This window comes from Epilithonimonas mollis (genome assembly GCF_900142325.1).
Taxonomy (GTDB): Bacteria; Bacteroidota; Bacteroidia; order Flavobacteriales; family Weeksellaceae; genus Epilithonimonas; species Epilithonimonas mollis.
The window spans coordinates 1,077,954-1,095,295 of the sequence record NZ_FRAM01000001.1 but is presented as its reverse complement, the minus strand read 5'-3'; the positions used below and the strand labels follow the sequence as shown (position 1 = coordinate 1,095,295).

The following is a 17,342-nucleotide window of genomic DNA, read 5'->3' as shown; positions in this document are numbered from 1 at the left end:
CATTGACATTAACGGTAAAGACATCACAAAGAGAAAACCGAGCGCAAACAAGCGCTTGAGTAACCTAAAAATAGGAAAGAAATCGTTAAGGGCGTATGGCGGATGCCTAGGCTTTCAGAGGCGAAGAAGGACGTGGTAAGCTGCGAAAAGCTGCGGGGATCGGCACACACGAATTGATCCGCAGATGTCCGAATGGGGCAACCCAATACATTGAAGATGTATTACTCTAATTTATTAGAGAGCAAACCCGGAGAACTGAAACATCTAAGTACCCGGAGGAAAAGAAATCGAAGAGATTCCGTAAGTAGTGGCGAGCGAAAGCGGATTAGCCCAAAAGTCTTTATATATTTAGAAGAATGTTCTGGAAAGAACAGCCATAGACGGTGATAGCCCGGTATTCGAAAGGTATATTAAGATGATAAATGAGTAGGGCGGGACACGTGAAATCCTGTCTGAATATGGGGGGACCATCCTCCAAGGCTAAATACTCCTGAAAGACCGATAGTGAACAAGTACTGTGAAGGAAAGGTGAAAAGCACTTCGAATAGAAGGGTGAAATAGAACCTGAAACCGTACGCCTACAAGCGGTCGGAGCACCTATATGGTGTGACGGCGTGCCTTTTGCATAATGAGCCTACGAGTTAATTTTACTAGCGAGGTTAAGGACTTCAGGTCCGGAGCCGGAGCGAAAGCGAGTCTGAATAGGGCGCATAGTTAGTAGGATTAGACGCGAAACCTTGTGATCTACCCATGGGCAGGTTGAAGCTTTGGTAACACAAAGTGGAGGACCGAACCGGTTGACGTTGAAAAGTCTTCGGATGACCTGTGGGTAGGGGTGAAAGGCCAATCAAACTGGGAGATAGCTCGTACTCCCCGAAATGCATTTAGGTGCAGCGTCGTGATAAGTTTATTAGAGGTAGAGCTACTGATTGGATGCGGGGGAGTCAAATCCTACCAATTCCTGACAAACTCCGAATGCTAATAAATGTTCCACGGCAGTGAGGGCATGGGTGCTAAGGTCCATGTCCGAGAGGGAAAGAACCCAGACCAACAGCTAAGGTCCCCAAATATATGCTAAGTTGAAACAACGCGGTTGGACTGCATTGACAGCTAGGATGTTGGCTTGGAAGCAGCCATTCATTTAAAGAGTGCGTAACAGCTCACTAGTCGAGCGGTCCGGCATGGATAATAATCGGGCATAAGCATATTACCGAAGCTATGGATTTATAATTTATTATATCTGGTAGGGGAGCATTCTGTTTGCGCCGAAGCAGTATCGTGAGGTATTGTGGAGCGGACAGAAAAGAAAATGTAGGCATAAGTAACGATAAAGGGGGCGAGAAACCCCCTCACCGAAAGACTAAGGTTTCCTCAGCCATGCTAATCAGCTGAGGGTTAGTCGGGACCTAACGCGAACCCGAAAGGGGTAGTGGATGGACAATGGGTTAATATTCCCATACTTGCTCACACTAAAAAGGGGACGGAGTGACGTAGCTGCTGAAGACTGACGGAATAGTCAAGGCCTAGCCTTCGGGCGAAGCTGCTGTAGTGAACTCGCTTCCAAGAAAAGCCGAAGTGAAGCAACCCGTACCAAAACCGACACAGGTAGTCGAGGAGAGAATCCTAAGGTGCTCGAGTGAGTCGTGGCTAAGGAACTAGGCAAAATAGTCTCGTAACTTCGGAAGAAGAGACGCCAACAGCAATGTTGGCCGCAGTGAAGAGGCCCAGGCGACTGTTTATCAAAAACACAGGACTCTGCTAAATCGAAAGATGCTGTATAGGGTCTGACACCTGCCCGGTGCTGGAAGGTTAAGGAAGGGCGTTAGCGTAAGCGAAGCGTTTGACTGAAGCCCCAGTAAACGGCGGCCGTAACTATAACGGTCCTAAGGTAGCGAAATTCCTTGTCGGGTAAGTTCCGACCTGCACGAATGGTGTAACGATCTGGGCACTGTCTCAGCCACGAGCTCGGTGAAATTGTAGTATCGGTGAAGATGCCGATTACCCGCAATGGGACGAAAAGACCCTGTGAACCTTTACTATAACTTCGTATTGACTTTGAGTAAACAATGTGTAGGATAGGTGGGAGGCTATGAAGCTGGCACGCTAGTGTCGGTGGAGCCAACGTTGAAATACCACCCTTTGTTTACTTGGAGCCTAACTTCGAAAGAAGGACATTGCGTGGTGGGTAGTTTGACTGGGGTGGTCGCCTCCAAAAGAGTAACGGAGGCTTTCAAAGGTACCCTCAGCACGCTTGGTAACCGTGCGTAGAGTGTAATGGCATAAGGGTGCTTGACTGTGAGACCTACAAGTCGATCAGGTGCGAAAGCAGGACATAGTGATCCGGTGGTTCCGTATGGAAGGGCCATCGCTCATAGGATAAAAGGTACTCCGGGGATAACAGGCTAGTCTCCCCCAAGAGCTCACATCGACGGGGAGGTTCGGCACCTCGATGTCGGCTCGTCACATCCTGGGGCTGGAGAAGGTCCCAAGGGTTGGGCTGTTCGCCCATTAAAGTGGCACGCGAGCTGGGTTCAGAACGTCGTGAGACAGTTCGGTCTCTATCTATTGCGGGCGTTAGATGTTTGAGAGGACTTGATTCTAGTACGAGAGGACCGAATTGAACAAACCTCTGGTGTATCAGTTGTACCGCCAGGTGCACCGCTGAGTAGCTATGTTTGGAAGAGATAAGCACTGAAAGCATATAAGTGCGAAACTCGCCTCAAGATGAGACATCTTTTAAGGGTCGTTGGAGATGACGACGTTGATAGGCTACAGGTGTAAAGACAGTAATGTCATAGCCGAGTAGTACTAATTACCCGTAGATTTATAGCCTATTGGTTACAATAAACCCAAGTGTTTGCTTGCGCAACTAAGGTTCTCTCTTTGTGAACGTTTTTATCGATTAAATAAAGTTGACAGTTAGAAGTTGACAGTTGATAGTAAAGAAGTCTATCAACCAGCAACCGATAACTAACAACATATACCTTATTTAGGGTGGTTTTAGCAGAGGGGCTCACCTGTTCCCATTCCGAACACAGAAGTTAAGCCCTCTAGCGCCGATGGTACTGCGAAAGCGGGAGAGTAGGTCGCCGCCAGTTTTTTTAAACCTCAATCATTTACTTGATTGAGGTTTTTTTATGCATATACTTTAGGTAAATAACAACGAAATTTATTTGCGAAATTTAATACAAGAATTCTAAGTAGAGTGATTGTAATTTTTAAAATTATGAAAACCCATGCCTCTCTAATTTATCTAATAATATATTGTATATTTTCTGTTAATCAATTTATTTAAGAATAACAATTGACAGGCTTTTACAAATATTCCCAATAAAGTATATTCTGAACCTATCTATTTTGTTAATGTTTTGATAAAAAACGGATTTCATTTTTTTTCAATTCCTAATTAGATTATTTTTGCAAAAATTAATTTTAAAATGAAAAAGTACTTATTTCTTCTTTTAATTTCTTTGTTAGTCGTTTCTTGTTCCAAAATAAAAGTGGAAGGAAATGTAAAAGGTGGATCATCTTTGGAAAGAATAGAATTCATAGAAGCTTCTGGTGTTGCCACTTTACCGCTAATCAATATTGGAGTTGATGAAAAAGGAAACTTTAAAGGAGAATTCAAAGCACCAAAAAATGGTATGTATGCGATGACATATGCAGGAAAGATGAATTTTATTTACCTTAAAAAAGGGCAGGATCTTAAAATTTTTGGTGAAGCAGGAACTTTTCCTGAGATGTTTAAAATCGAAGGCGACGCCAAGAAAAATAACGATTTTATCGCTGAAACTCAAAAATATCTGCAAAGCTATAGTTCTAAACTGAATATGCAACTTTTGCAAAAAAAAGAATCGGATTTTCTTACTGAAATCAAAAAGGTTCATTCTGATCTGGAAAAAAATCTGGATGAAACGGCTGATAAAATAAGCCCGGACAGTGAGGTTATTAAACTTAAAAAAGATGAGTTGACCACTAATATTCTTACTTTTCTGGTTCAGTATGAAACTTCGCATGGACAGATTATCGGTGACCCTTCATTCAAAGTTTCCAAGACGTTTGCAGATTATGAAAAATCTTTGACAAAAAATAATGACAGGATGGTAGAAAATCTGCCCGTTTACAGAAACTATCTGTTGAATAAAATTGGTCAGAATTTCCAGACTTTTGCAGAGAAGCAAAAAGATAAGAGTACTGCGAGCATGTCAGCAATATTTGCGAGATACCTTTCGGAAAATAAAGATCTTTCTCAAAAAACAAAAGACTACTTATTGGCTTTCGTAATTGCTAAATTTGATCTTAATCCATATACTTCAGATGTTGAAAAAGTGAAAAAAGTCAGCGAAGAGTATATCAAAGACTCTGAAGTTAAAAAAGACCTGAACTCTGCTATCAATGCTGTTTTCGGATTAAAAAAAGGAGAAGAGGCACCAAAAGTTAATTTTGTGAAACTGGATGGTAAATCCGGAAATCTTGAATCTAATGGCAAACCTACTTTGGTAATGACCTATGCTTCATGGAATCCTTATATTGCTCAATCCACAATTCCTGTTCTGAAGGAAGTTGTAAATTTTTATAAGTCGAAAGTAAACTTTGCATTTGTGAATGTAGATGATACAAAAGAACAATTTACGAAAACTGCGAACGCTATGCTTAAAGGAATTCCAGGAACTAATTACTATGCTGAAGGCGGTTTGTCTTCTGATTACGCAAAAAAATATTTTATCTATGGGTTCAAGATCCCAGGATTCTTTCTGATAGATAAAGACGGAAAAGTTGCCAGTCAGACTTTTTATAACCTTGGTGATGAAAAATTTGTAGGAGAAATGAATAAAGTTTCCGGTTTGCAAGCACCGTCTGTGAATTCGCAGGCTCAGCTTCAGAACGATTTGTTGCAACAGAGTCCTAATGCTGATTCTGCAAAAACGAAATAATAAATGAAGAATAAGAAAAAGAATCAAATTCTTGAAAATATCAGACTCCTTTCCGCCGGTGCGAAAGGAGTTTCTGTTGGTAAAACAGAAGAAGGAAAAACCGTAATAGTTTCTGGTGGCGTTCCTGGTGACCTTGTGAATGTAAGAGTAAAAAAGTCAAAAAGCAATTATGTTGAAGGTGAAGCTGTAGAAATTCTGGAATATTCTGAGAATAGAGTTGAACCCAGATGTATCCATTTCGGCACATGCGGTGGCTGCAAATGGCAGAACATTGCTTATGAAAAGCAACTCGATTTCAAACATAATGAAGTTGTAAATAATATCAGAAGAATCGGCGGCGTATCAGATTTTGAAATTATTCCGATTCTTGGTTCAGAAGAACAATACTTCTACAGAAACAAGATGGAGTTTTCTTTCTCCAATGCGCGCTGGCTAACACAATACGAAATAAGCTCTGAAGAAAATTTCGGTAACAAAGATGCTTTGGGTTTTCATATCCCGGGAATGTGGAGCAAGATACTTGACCTCAAAGAATGTTATCTTCAGGAAGACCCATCAAACCAAATTCGGCTCGCTGTTAAAAAATATGCCGTTGAAAATGGTTTGGAATTTTATGATGTAAAAGCACAGTCCGGTTTTCTGAGAACTTTGATGCTCCGCCAGAATTCCAAAGGAGAATGGATGGTTCTTTTCCAGCTTTACAAGGAAATGAAAGCAGAAAGAATAAAGTTATTTGATTTCCTTCTCGCAAGTTTCCCTCAGATTAAAACATTGGTTTTTGCTATCAATCCGAAAGGGAATGACAGTATTTATGACCTGGATATCCAGACTTATTTCGGAGATGGTTTTCTGTACGAAGAGATGGATGGGCTGAAGTTTAAAATCGGGCCAAAATCTTTCTTCCAGACAAACTATAAGCAAGCTTTGGAATTATACAGGAAAACACTTGAATTTGCGGAACTCACAGGTGACCAGGTTGTGTATGATCTTTATACAGGAACAGGAACGATTGCCCAATATGTCGCCAGGAATGCAAAACATGTGATAGGAATCGAAGCCGTGCAGGAAGCCATTGATGCAGCCATTGAACATGCGGAGCTGAATGGTCTTAAAAACACAACTTTCTACGCCGGAGATATGAAAAATGTTTTTAATGATGAGTTTCTTGAAAATCACCCAAAAGCAGATGTTCTGATTACAGATCCACCGAGAGACGGAATGCACCAAAAAGTAGTGGAACAAATTCTGAAATTGTCACCGGATAGGATCGTGTATGTAAGCTGTAATTCTGCCACACAGGCAAGAGATATCGCACTGATGAAAGAAGATTATGAACTGGTGAAAATATTGCCGGTCGATATGTTTCCTCAAACGCATCATGTGGAAAACATAGCTTTGCTTCTGAAAAAATAAAAAGAATTGCATTATCTTTATTTAATGAAAAAAATAATTTTCTTTCTGAGTTTTCTTATAATCCTTGCAAGTTGCGGCAGTGATGATGATATATGTCTTAACTCAGAGTCAACTCCAAGATTACAAATTAGATTTAAAAATGGTGCTGGACAAATAACCCGTGTGGAAAATCTGATTGTAGATGTGGATTATGGAAATGGAAAACCGAAGAATATAATTACGCAAACCAATGTTGAATTAGTTCTGGTTCCATTAAGAATCGATGATAATCCTTATACAGATATATACTTCAAGACTGCGAAAGATGGAGATAGCTCGAAAGTAAGAATCAGCTATGAGAAAAAGGCTATATATGTTTCTCCGGCTTGCGGCTTCAAAGTGAACTATGACGATTTGAAAGCTGATCTCATCAAAAGCGATCCTGTTAAGAATATTGAATCTAATGAAACATCACTTACTGATGAAGGCAAAATTAATTTTTATCTGCATTTTTAGTTTGATTTCTGTTTCTGTTTTTTCTCAAAAAAAAATGGAAAATAACAAACAGGATTCGATCAAATGGAAATATAAACCGAATTTTATTGTAGGTGTTGATGTTCTCAACATTGGAACCAGTTTTTTTGGTGACAGAAAATTCTATCAGGGATTTATATCGAGCAGGATCAATAAAAGGATCCACGCTGTATTGGATGTAGGATATGATAGGAATATCTATCAAAAAAATGGCTATGATGCAAAAGCAGATGGTTTTTTTGCGAAAGCAGGCGGATTCTATATGTTGTCAACAGATCCGGAAAATGATCTCAACGGATTCTATGCTGGTGCAAAGCTCGCGGGTAGTGTTTATACACAGGAATATATGGCAATTCCTGTAAAGGGTCTGAACAATGAAGGCGTATTTGTTACTCTGGATTCATCCAGCCAAAGCAGCTACTGGTTTGAAGCGGCTCTGGGTGCAAGAATCCAGGTATTTGAAAGCAATTTTTTCATTGATGTTAATCTGCAACCCAGATATCTGGTATATACAACCAAACAGGATGATATTACTCCGATGATTGTTCCCGGATTTGGGAAAAGCTCGGGGAGTTTCACTATGGGATTCAGCTGGAATCTCGCTTATAAATTTTAAATTCCGCATATTGCGGAATTTTTTTATAAAATATTGATAGGAGACCTTTTTGATCTATTGAACAATCTGATGATATAAGTATAAAAAAATCACAAAGCCAATTCGGTTTTGTGATTTGATTTTCGGGACAAAGATCTTAATTAATCTTTATGTTGAACGGGCTTTCCATCATCACAGCAGTCTTAGTATCAGGATCTGTAATGTGCTGAAAGATTTTAAAATTCTCCTTCCCAAGCTTTCTCTGAATCAGTCTTGTAGAAAAATCTTCTTCTGTCTCAGAAGAGAAAAACTGCTCGAACTTTGAGACTTTTGCCGGATAAGTACTGACAGTATAATTTTTAAGATTTGCAGTTGTAGCAGCATATCTGATGGCATCCTGCAAAGATCCCAGTTCATCTACCAGACCAATCTGTTTTGCCCTTGTTCCGGACCAGACTCTTCCTCCGCCGATCGCATCGATATCCTCAAAAGATTTTTTTCTGTTCAGGGTTACAAAATGTACAAATCGCTGGTAAGTAGATTCCACACTCCTGGTCATGATGTTAAGTGTTCCCGGGCTCAGTCCGTTGATGGCAGATATCATATTGGAATTTGCATTTGTAGAGACTACATCGCTCCTGATTCCGTTTTTTTCAGCAAGTTCCTTGAAATAAGGTATCACTCCGAAAACACCGATGGAACCTGTTAAAGTATTCGGCTCTGAGAAGATTTTGTCCGCACCCATTGCGATGTAATAACCACCGGAAGCAGCATAATCTCCAAAAGAAACAATGACTGGTTTTTTGCGCTTTAGTTGCTGCATTTCGAATAAGATTTCATCGGAAGCATTGGCACTTCCACCCGGAGAATTAATTCGGAAAACTACAGCCTTTATATCATCGTCTTTCTGAAGCTTTTTAATTTCTTTTATAAAATTATCACTGTATATCCCGTCATAGCCTTTCCCATTATAGATAACTCCTGATGCGTATAAGACTGCAATTTTCTTCCCGTCGGTTTCAGAATCCAGCGATTCGGAATATTTGGCAAAAGATATTTTGTTCAGCTTTTTATCGGCATCGAAATTCAGTTTTTTCCTTATAAGATTATCATATTCAGATTTCTGGATAAGCTGATCTGCAAGTTTATATTTCAGGCTCAGATTGGGAAGATAGCTGTATAAGCTATCGGTGATCGTATTGAGATCCGACAAAGGAATTTTTCTGGATTCAGCGATTTTATTTGACGTGTTAGCCCAGATATCGTTTAGCAATGTTGAAAGCTGTTCTTTGTTTTCAGGCGAGATCTCATCTCTGAGGAACGGCTCTACTGCCGCTTTGAATTTGCCATGACGGATCACCTGGATTCCTATTCCGTATTTCTCTGCAAAATTTTTGAAAAAAGTAACTTCGGTAGAAAGTCCTTTTAACTCAATAAGGCCTGCAGGATTCAGGTAATATTTGTCTGCAACAGATCCAAGATAATAAGCACCTTGCGAAACGGTATTGCCATAGGCATAGACAAATTTTCCGCTCTTTTTGAAGTCGATCAATGCTTTCCTGATGTCATCCAACTGAGTGATTCCAGCATTGATGAAATCCATCTCAAGACTGATTCCTTTGATTTTGCTGTCCGTCTTGGCATTTTCAATCGCTTTGAGAACATCATAAAGCAAAACTGCTTTTTGTTCACTTTTGAAAGTAAAAAATTCTTCCTGATCTTCGGACGGACTGTCTATTATTTTTGTTTTAATATCTAAAGTAAGGACAGAATCAGATTTCACATCAGCATTTCCACCGGATAATGAAGAAAATATTAGAAATACGATAAAAAATGCGAAGCATCCTGCTGTCACTATAAAAATTGCAGTTAAATTTGCTAAAACTAATTTGAAAAAACTTTTCATCTATTATTATTTGTTATATATGTCGTACAATGAAGCCGTTTTGTTACTTGGCAGCAATATAAATAATCCTGAAAAAAATATCGAAAACGCCCTTGAAAAAATAGAAATTAATGTGGGTTCAATATTAATGAAATCTAAATTAATATTAACAAAACCTGTAGAATTTGAAAGTAATAAAATTTTTTGTAATATTGCAGTCAGATTAAAAACACAAATTTCACCTGTTAAACTACTTTTTGAGCTAAAACAAATCGAGAAACAAATGGGTCGTATCTTCGACTCTGCAGATTTGGGGGCTTATCAGGATAGAGTTATTGATATTGATATTATCATGTTTAACAATATAAAGTTTGTCTCTGATAAGTTAATAATTCCACACCACAAGAATCTTTATGAAAGAGATTTTGCAAGTGAAATTATTAATAATGTGAGATGATTAACACAAATGAATTATGAAGAAAAAACTATTTCTATTCTTCTTACTGCCTTTTCTAGGTCAAGCACAGACTGAGGAAAACAACAGTAAACCTACAACGCAACCTTTTAATAATGAGAGCCGACTTTTTAAAGATTGGTCTGTCTCAGTTGGCGGAGGGGCATCTTTTATGACTAATGCTGATCTTACATCGTTTTATGATGGCAAAGTCAACTGGGGCTGGAATGGCTATGTGAGCCTTGACAAACAAATCTCACATACATTTGGTTTATCTTTGATGTACACCAGAGGCCAGACCAAGCAAAAAGCATATCTTGATGCTGCTTCCGGAGTCGGAAGCGGTCATACAAAATTTGACCAGATTGCCTTGCTGGGAGACATCAATTTCTCAAATCTTATGAGAAGAACAGATAACAAGTCAAAGTTCAGATGGGCTCTGCATGGCTATGCAGGTATAGGACTGACAGGTTACAAAACTTTCTTACAGGACAATAATCTTTTAAAGGATTGGCCAATGAGAATAGAACAGAAAATGGATGTTGCAAGTTTCACTTACATTGGCGGAGCCGGATTAAAGTATAATATATCAAGGCTGCTTGATGTAGAACTTCGGGCTTTGTATCTCATTAGTGGTGATGAAGAGTTTGATGGCGGCGGCTCGAACAGAACTGCGCCTCCTGGATATAATCTCATCAATGATACTTACTCCGATAATGCATGGTTATTCAATCTTGGGTTATCTTTCAAATTAGGAAAACATCAGGATCATCTTCGTTGGGTTGATCCTCTGCAAATGGCTTATGCAAAAGCATCTGATCTTGACGAGCAATTCAAGGATTTCAAAGTTTGTGAAAAAGGAGATCAGGATAATGACGGTGTATGTGACGATTGGGACAGACAGCTGGACACGCCTGCAGGGGCTAGAGTAGATGGTGCCGGTGTAGCGCTTGATGTTGATCTTGACGGCGTTATTGATCTTAATGATAAATGTATAACAGTTCCCGGAACGGTTGAAAATAACGGCTGCCCGGTTGAAAAAGCTAAGACTCCTGTTAATGCATATGTTGTTGACGAGATCAATAGGCATTTCAATGGAATAGAATTTGAACTGAACAAAGATATCATCAGAAAGAAATCTTTTGCTGATCTTGATAAAGCTGCAGAGATTATTAAATCGCTTGGAGCTGATGATAAGTTCATAGTTGTCGGCGCTACAGACAGTAGAGGATCGGCGGAATATAATAAGAAATTGTCCACGAAAAGAGCAAATGCTGTCGTGAAATATCTTGTTAATAAAGGTGTTTCTGCCAGTGTCTTGACAGCTGAAGGAAGAGGAAAAGAGGATCTTAAATACATAGAGTGCGATCCAGCTACAAAATGCCCGGAATGGAAGAATGAAGCAAACAGAAGAGTGTATTTTGTTGCAAATAAATAAACTAGAAAAAAAACATTAAATATGAAACAAAATTTATTATCATTAGCAGCTGTTGTATTATTGTTGCCTATGAGTTTATCAGCTCAGACAGTAGCTTCGGATGCTAATTCAGGATCTCAGAATGTTTCTCCCTTTACTCAGTCATCGAAAAAATTCAATGACTGGTCTATTTCAGTTGGTGCAGGTATACCTTTAATTCAATCAGCTGATATGACATCTATAAAGAACGGAAATGGTAAAAATCTTTTCGGGTATTCTGCATACATCAGTATTGATAAAGCGATAACACACGCCTTCGGACTTAATCTACAATATGACAGAGGAGAGACCAGACAAGGACAGATTAATACCAAAGATCACAAAGCATTGGAAGGCAACTATCCTGCAGGGAGAACACAGTATGATGCGATTTCAATTTTAGGAGACATCAACTTTTCAAATCTTTTGCGAAGGGTGGATAACAAATCTCCTTTCCGATGGGCATTGCACGGTTATGCAGGTATCGGAACATTGGCATACAAGTCATACAGGCAAGATCCTGGTCCGGTTTACAATCAGGTTCTTAATTATGAATCAAAACCATTCAAATTGGGATCATTCTTTGGACAAGCTGGAGCAGGACTTAAATTTAAAATCAATAACAGATTCGATATAGAAGGAAGGTTGATGTACGTAGTAACCGGAGACGATGAGTTTGATGGTGCAGGCGTTGGACAGAATGGTTATAACCTGGTTGAGGATCAGATTTCTGACAATTTCTTTAACGGAACACTTGGAGTTACTTTCAAGCTTGGAAAACATGAGTCACACCTGATGTGGCATGATCCGTTACAGGAAATATACTACAAGCTGGATGTTCTAAATGACAAGACACAGGATATAGAAGTTTGTAAAAAAGGTGATGCTGATAATGATGGCGTATGTGATGATTGGGACAGACAGCTGGATACGCCTGCAGGAGCTAGAGTAGATGGAGCAGGAGTTGCTCTGGATACAGACCTGGATGGTGTGATTGATCTTAATGATAAATGTGTAACAGTCCCCGGACCTGTAGAAAATAATGGATGTCCGTATGCTGCTAATAACTCTACAGGTGTTATCACAGATGGAGAAAGAGTATTGAAAGGCATTGATTTTGATTTGAATTCTGACAGGATTCTGCCTTCTAATACACCGATACTAACACAGGCTATCAATTATATTAACGCTTCCGGTGCTAATTTTAAAGTTATCGGAGGAACTGATACCAGAGGAACTGATGAGTATAATCAGGGCCTTTCCGAAAGAAGAGCTAATAATGTTAAAAATTATCTGATTCAAAATGGAGCAGATAAAACCAAATTAGAAGCCCTTGGAAGAGGAGAAAAAAATCTTCTTTATCCGGAATGTGATCCTGCTTCGAAATGCCCCGAATGGAAAAACAGAGCAAACAGAAGAGTATATTTTGAAGCTAAGTAAAAATATTTTATAAAGTTAAAAACCGTTTCCTTTATTGCGAACGGTTTTTTTTATGTTCAATATTTAATTAAATTTACAAATGCTTTCTTCCGCAGAATCACAGGTTAGATTAATTCATGATACACTCAAACAATTTTGGGGGTTCGATGACTTTCGGTCTTCTCAGAAGAATATCATCCTTTCTTTAATTAATGGTAAAGATACATTGGCTCTATTACCAACTGGTGGCGGGAAATCACTTTGTTATCAGCTGCCGGCTATTCTTTTAGAAGGGATTTGCCTTGTTATATCGCCCCTTTTGGCATTAATGCGCGATCAGATTGATTCACTTCAAGCATTAGGGATCGAAGCTGAATTACTAAGTTCAGAGTTAGATGAGTTTGAAGAAGAATCAGTTTATAACAGATGTAAAAGTGGATTGACTAAGATTCTTTTTATTTCTCCGGAAAGATTACAGAACCAATTGTTTTTGAGGAATATCCAGGAGATCGATATTTCGTTTATTGCTGTGGATGAAGCACATTGTATTTCGGAATGGGGCTCGGATTTCCGTCCGAGTTATCAGAATATCAAAAAATTCAGACAGGAATTCAAAAATGTACCTTGCCTTGCGTTGACCGCAACGGCTACAAATAAAGTCGTCAAGGAGATTTCAGCAAAATTAGGACTTCATCATCCCCAGGTTTTCAAACAAAGTTTCAAAAGGGATAATCTCAATATCATTGTTGAAAATACGTCCAATAAATACAATAGGATTTTAGAATTCCTCAGGCAGAATCCGTCTTCAGGTGTTATCTATACAAGAACCAGAAGAGAGGCTGAAGAATTGACCATTTTTCTGAAAAACAATAAATTTCAGAACGTCGATTTTTTCCACGCCGGTTTGGCTTCCGGAGAAAAAGAGAAACTTCAGAAAAAATGGATCAGCAGCCAGTTTCACGTTTTAGTTTCTACAAATGCTTTTGGGATGGGGATCGATAAAGATAATGTCCGATTCGTGATTCATCTTTCACCGTCATCCACAATTGAAAATTATTACCAGGAAATCGGAAGGGCTGGCAGGAATGGCGATGAAGCATTAGTCCTGATGCTTTGGAATCCTCAGGAACTTAAATATATTGATGATACTTTTCAGAATCAGATCCCCAATAAATCAGAATATCAAAAAATATTGACTTACCTGTATTCTGTTTTTCAGATTGCAGATAATGATATGTCTGAGAAAACCTTTCAGCTTGACCTCAGCAGAATCAAAAATTTAACAAAACTCTCAACAGCCAAAATCAAAAATATTCTGACATTTCTGAATAACCAGGAACTGATTTATTATAAAAATAATATCTCCGCTTCCACGATTCAGAGTTTTGTACAGTCGGATGAGCTGGAGCAATTGGCACCTTCCGATTCGTATTTTATGGAATTGTTGTTCAGGAATTTGCCTGGTCTGGCGATACAAAAAGTGCATTTTAGTGATCTGGCTTTTTGCAAGAAAAACGGATTCGACCTTCAGAATTTCAAGTTCAAACTACTACAGCTGCAAAAAGCCGGACATTTGGAATATCTCGATGGAAGCCAACATACTATCAAATTTTTAAAACCCCGGAATGATAGACACTTATTTGGCGAATATTGGTCGCTTTTTCATAATATTCAGAAAAATAAGTTGAGGAAATGGGAAGAGAATAAATTCTACATTCAGGATTCTGATTTTTGTAAAATGAAATTGATTCTTAATTATTTCGGAGAAGCGGATGCAGAAAACTGTGGCAAATGTTCGGTTTGCAGAAAACGAAACAATTCCAAAAGAACCTTATCTTCCGATATTGCTCAGCAGTTGTCAAACCGACCCATGTCTTTGGACGAGATGGCTGCGAGCCTGAATTTTTACTCCAAAGAGTCCATTTCCGAAACCCTGATTTTCCTTTTGGACATCGGCAAAGTCAAAATGTTGAACTACAAAACCTATATGCTAAATAGTTAAATCATTAAATAATATCCACAAGAGTCACAAAAGAAATTATTAAAAAGAATTCTATTAAGAGCAAAAAAGAAATAGTATACTTTTTTTTCATCTTTAAAAACAGTGATAAATTAAAATCTTATGTGACTTTTGTGATTGAGAAAAACACACAAATTATTGAGTTTAAATAAATCATTAATTATAAAATCAATGCAGACGAAATCATTAAACGTCGTTTTTTTCGGAACTCCGGATTTTGCAAAAGCCTCTTTGGAAGCTATTTTCCAATCCCACCATAAAGTGGTTGGCGTTGTAACAGCGCCGGACAAAGCGAGCGGAAGAGGTATGAAACTCTCACCTTCACCCGTGAAAGTTTTTGCTGAAGAGAACAATCTCAATCTTTTTCAGCCAGAAAAATTGCGTAATCCGGAATTCCTGGAATCAATCCGAAACCTAGATGCCGATGTTTTTGTCGTCGTAGCTTTCAGGATGATGCCTCAGGTGCTATTCTCGATTCCGAAATTGGGAACTTTCAATCTGCACGGTTCTTTACTGCCGGATTATCGTGGTGCAGCACCGATTAATTATGCAGTTATCAATGGCGAAACCAAATCTGGTGTGACCACGTTTTTCATCAATGAAAAAATTGATGAAGGTAATATTCTTCTCCAGGCCGAAACTGAAGTTTTACCCGAAGATAACGCCGGAACTTTACATGATAAATTAATGATCATCGGTGCAGATTTGGTGATTAAAACTTTGGACGGATTAGCTGAAAATTCAATTGTAGAAAAACCGCAGCCAAAAAAAGAGAATCCTAAAACAGCCTATAAAATTTTCAAGGAAAATCTGAAAATCGATTGGAATCAGAGTTCTGAGACAATTCATAACTTCGTTCGCGGAATGTCGCCTTATCCAACAGCTTTCACTATTTTGAAAATCAAGGATGAAGAAAAATCACTGAAAATCTTCAAAGGTCATTTTGAATTAGAATCCCATTCGAGAGAAGCTGGCGATTTTGATATTTCTAAAAATGAGTTCAGATTCTATACAAAAGACGGCATTTATTACCCGGAAGATGTTCAGACTCAGGGTAAAAAAAGAATGGCTGTGAAAGATTTTTTGAATGGAATCCAGAATTTTGAGGATTATAAAGCTTAGAGAATAGATAATAGACAGATAGATAATTGATTCATTCATATGCAAAATAGCAGAGTCAAAATTTTACACACGGAAATTTTATCCGATAATTGGTACATGCTGAACAAAGTCACTTTCGAATATCAGAAAAAAGACGGAACGCGGGAAACCCAAAGCAGAGAAGCTTACGACCGTGGAAACGGCGCAACAATTTTGCTTTATAATAAGAAATCGAAAACCGTTATTTTGACGAAACAATTCCGTTTACCAACTTATATCAATGGCAACGACGACGGAATGATGATAGAAGCCTGCGCCGGACTTTTGGATAAAGATAATCCCGAAGATTGCATCCGAAAGGAAACGGAAGAGGAATTGGGTTATAAGATTTCGGATGTCAGAAAAGTGTTCGAAGTTTATATGTCGCCGGGTTCTGTGACGGAAATTCTTTACTTTTTTATTGCGGAATATTCGAAATCAATGAAAGTGAATGATGGAGGAGGTTTGGCAGATGAGCAGGAAGAGATAGAAGTTCTGGAACTAGATATCGACAAAGCACTAGAAATGATTGACTCTGGTGAAGTCAAAGATGCGAAGACGATTATGTTGCTTCAGCACGTCAGACTTAAAAATATTCTATAGATTTAAAATCAATTCAATAAAAATTTAAAATGAAAAAATTATTTTTCGGATTAGTACTCGCTTCTCAATTTGCCTTTTCCCAGGATTTGAAAGTGATGACGTACAACATCCGGTTGTCTTTGGAAAGTGACAAAGAGAACTCGTGGGACAAAAGAAAAGAAGATGCACTGGCGCTGATGTTTTATTATCATCCGGACTATTTTGGGGTTCAGGAAGCGGTTCCTCAGCAAATGACGGATATCAAAACCAGTCTGAAAGATTATGATTATGTCGGTGTTGGAAGAGATGATGGCAAAAATCAAGGCGAATATTCTGCGATTTTCTATGATAAAACCAAATTGGAAGTTACCAAATCCGGAACTTTCTGGCTCAGCGAAACGCCGGAAAAACCTTCGAAGGGTTGGGACGCTGCGTATAATAGAGTTTGTACTTATGCATTTTTCAAAATCAAAAAAACGGGGAAACAATTCCTTGCAATGAATCTGCATTTTGACCACGTTGGTGATGTGGCGAGAGTGAATTCGGCAAAATTAATTCTCGAAAAAATCAAGGAACTCAATCCAAAAAATCTGCCTTTGACTTTGACTGGAGATTTCAATCTGACGGATGATTCTGAGCCGATTAAAATTATTTCTCAATCATTGGACAATGCTTATTATCATTCGAAAAAGCCTCATTACGGACCCAAAGGAACTTTCCAGGCTTTCGATATTAATGTTCCTGCAAAAGAAAGAATTGATTACATTTTTGTAAAAGGTTTTGACACTGAAACTATCAGAACCATCAATGACAGACGGGAAAATCTGCTTTATCCTTCAGACCATTTTCCGATTTTGGCGGAGATTGGTTTTAAGAAATAGCAAATGAAAAATCCTCTTGTTAAAAGAGGATTTTTTAGTATAATTGGTAA

12 protein-coding genes and 2 rRNA genes are annotated in these 17,342 nt (G+C 38.5%); 13 read left to right on the top strand and 1 reads right to left on the bottom strand.

Going from position 1 to position 17,342, the window contains the following annotated elements; all coding sequences use genetic code 11:
• Window positions 1–75 precede the first annotated feature (75 nt).
• The 6 genes from BUA97_RS04795 (at window position 76) to BUA97_RS04770 (ending at window position 7,476) form a co-directional block, all read left to right on the top strand.
• Window positions 76–2,832 (top strand): 23S ribosomal RNA (locus BUA97_RS04795).
• A gap of 158 nt (window positions 2,833–2,990) precedes the next feature.
• Window positions 2,991–3,098, top strand: a 5S ribosomal RNA gene (gene rrf, locus BUA97_RS04790).
• A gap of 339 nt (window positions 3,099–3,437) precedes the next feature.
• The gene (locus tag BUA97_RS04785) at window positions 3,438–4,934 is read left to right on the top strand and encodes a TlpA family protein disulfide reductase (RefSeq protein WP_072996687.1); all 1,497 of its coding nucleotides are present in this window, start codon (window positions 3,438–3,440) and stop codon (window positions 4,932–4,934) included.
• 3 nt (window positions 4,935–4,937) lie between these two features.
• Entirely contained in the window at window positions 4,938–6,347 is a 1,410-nt protein-coding gene (gene rlmD, locus BUA97_RS04780; protein WP_072996686.1) for a 23S rRNA (uracil(1939)-C(5))-methyltransferase RlmD, read from the top strand.
• A gap of 24 nt (window positions 6,348–6,371) precedes the next feature.
• The gene (locus BUA97_RS04775) at window positions 6,372–6,842 is read left to right on the top strand and encodes a DUF6452 family protein (protein ID WP_072996685.1); all 471 of its coding nucleotides are present in this window, start codon (window positions 6,372–6,374) and stop codon (window positions 6,840–6,842) included.
• Window positions 6,808–7,476: a DUF6048 family protein gene (locus tag BUA97_RS04770; protein ID WP_072996684.1), complete on the top strand. Its 669-nt coding sequence runs from the start codon at window positions 6,808–6,810 to the stop codon at window positions 7,474–7,476. Before BUA97_RS04775 ends, BUA97_RS04770 begins: the two co-directional genes overlap by 35 nt.
• A 136-nt stretch (window positions 7,477–7,612) precedes the next feature.
• Here the strand turns inward: BUA97_RS04770 and sppA are convergent, their stop codons facing one another.
• Entirely contained in the window at window positions 7,613–9,361 is a 1,749-nt protein-coding gene (gene sppA / locus BUA97_RS04765; protein WP_072996683.1) for a signal peptide peptidase SppA, read from the bottom strand.
• Window positions 9,362–9,380: 19 nt separating this feature from the next.
• Between sppA and folK the strand changes: the two genes are divergently transcribed.
• From folK to BUA97_RS04730, 7 genes are all read left to right on the top strand, one after another.
• Window positions 9,381–9,797 (top strand): 2-amino-4-hydroxy-6-hydroxymethyldihydropteridine diphosphokinase, encoded by a 417-nt coding sequence (folK, locus tag BUA97_RS04760; RefSeq protein WP_072996682.1) that lies wholly within the window; start codon window positions 9,381–9,383, stop codon window positions 9,795–9,797.
• A 16-nt stretch (window positions 9,798–9,813) separates the two neighbouring features.
• A complete protein-coding gene (locus BUA97_RS04755; protein WP_072996681.1) occupies window positions 9,814–11,232 on the top strand; it encodes an OmpA family protein in 1,419 nt (472 codons plus the stop codon).
• Between the two features lie 21 nt (window positions 11,233–11,253).
• Window positions 11,254–12,690: an OmpA family protein gene (locus BUA97_RS04750; RefSeq protein WP_072996680.1), complete on the top strand. Its 1,437-nt coding sequence runs from the start codon at window positions 11,254–11,256 to the stop codon at window positions 12,688–12,690.
• Between the two features lie 79 nt (window positions 12,691–12,769).
• Window positions 12,770–14,671 (top strand): RecQ family ATP-dependent DNA helicase, encoded by a 1,902-nt coding sequence (locus tag BUA97_RS04745; RefSeq protein WP_072996679.1) that lies wholly within the window; start codon window positions 12,770–12,772, stop codon window positions 14,669–14,671.
• Between the two features lie 189 nt (window positions 14,672–14,860).
• On the top strand, window positions 14,861–15,811 hold the full coding sequence (gene fmt, locus BUA97_RS04740) for a methionyl-tRNA formyltransferase (RefSeq protein ID WP_072996678.1): 951 nt from the start codon (window positions 14,861–14,863) through the stop codon (window positions 15,809–15,811).
• Window positions 15,812–15,850: 39 nt separating this feature from the next.
• Window positions 15,851–16,432 (top strand): GDP-mannose pyrophosphatase NudK, encoded by a 582-nt coding sequence (nudK, locus tag BUA97_RS04735; protein ID WP_072996677.1) that lies wholly within the window; start codon window positions 15,851–15,853, stop codon window positions 16,430–16,432.
• A gap of 29 nt (window positions 16,433–16,461) precedes the next feature.
• Window positions 16,462–17,292, top strand: coding sequence for an endonuclease/exonuclease/phosphatase family protein (locus tag BUA97_RS04730; RefSeq protein ID WP_072996676.1), 831 nt, complete (start codon window positions 16,462–16,464; stop codon window positions 17,290–17,292).
• The last annotated feature ends 50 nt before the right edge of the window (window positions 17,293–17,342 follow it).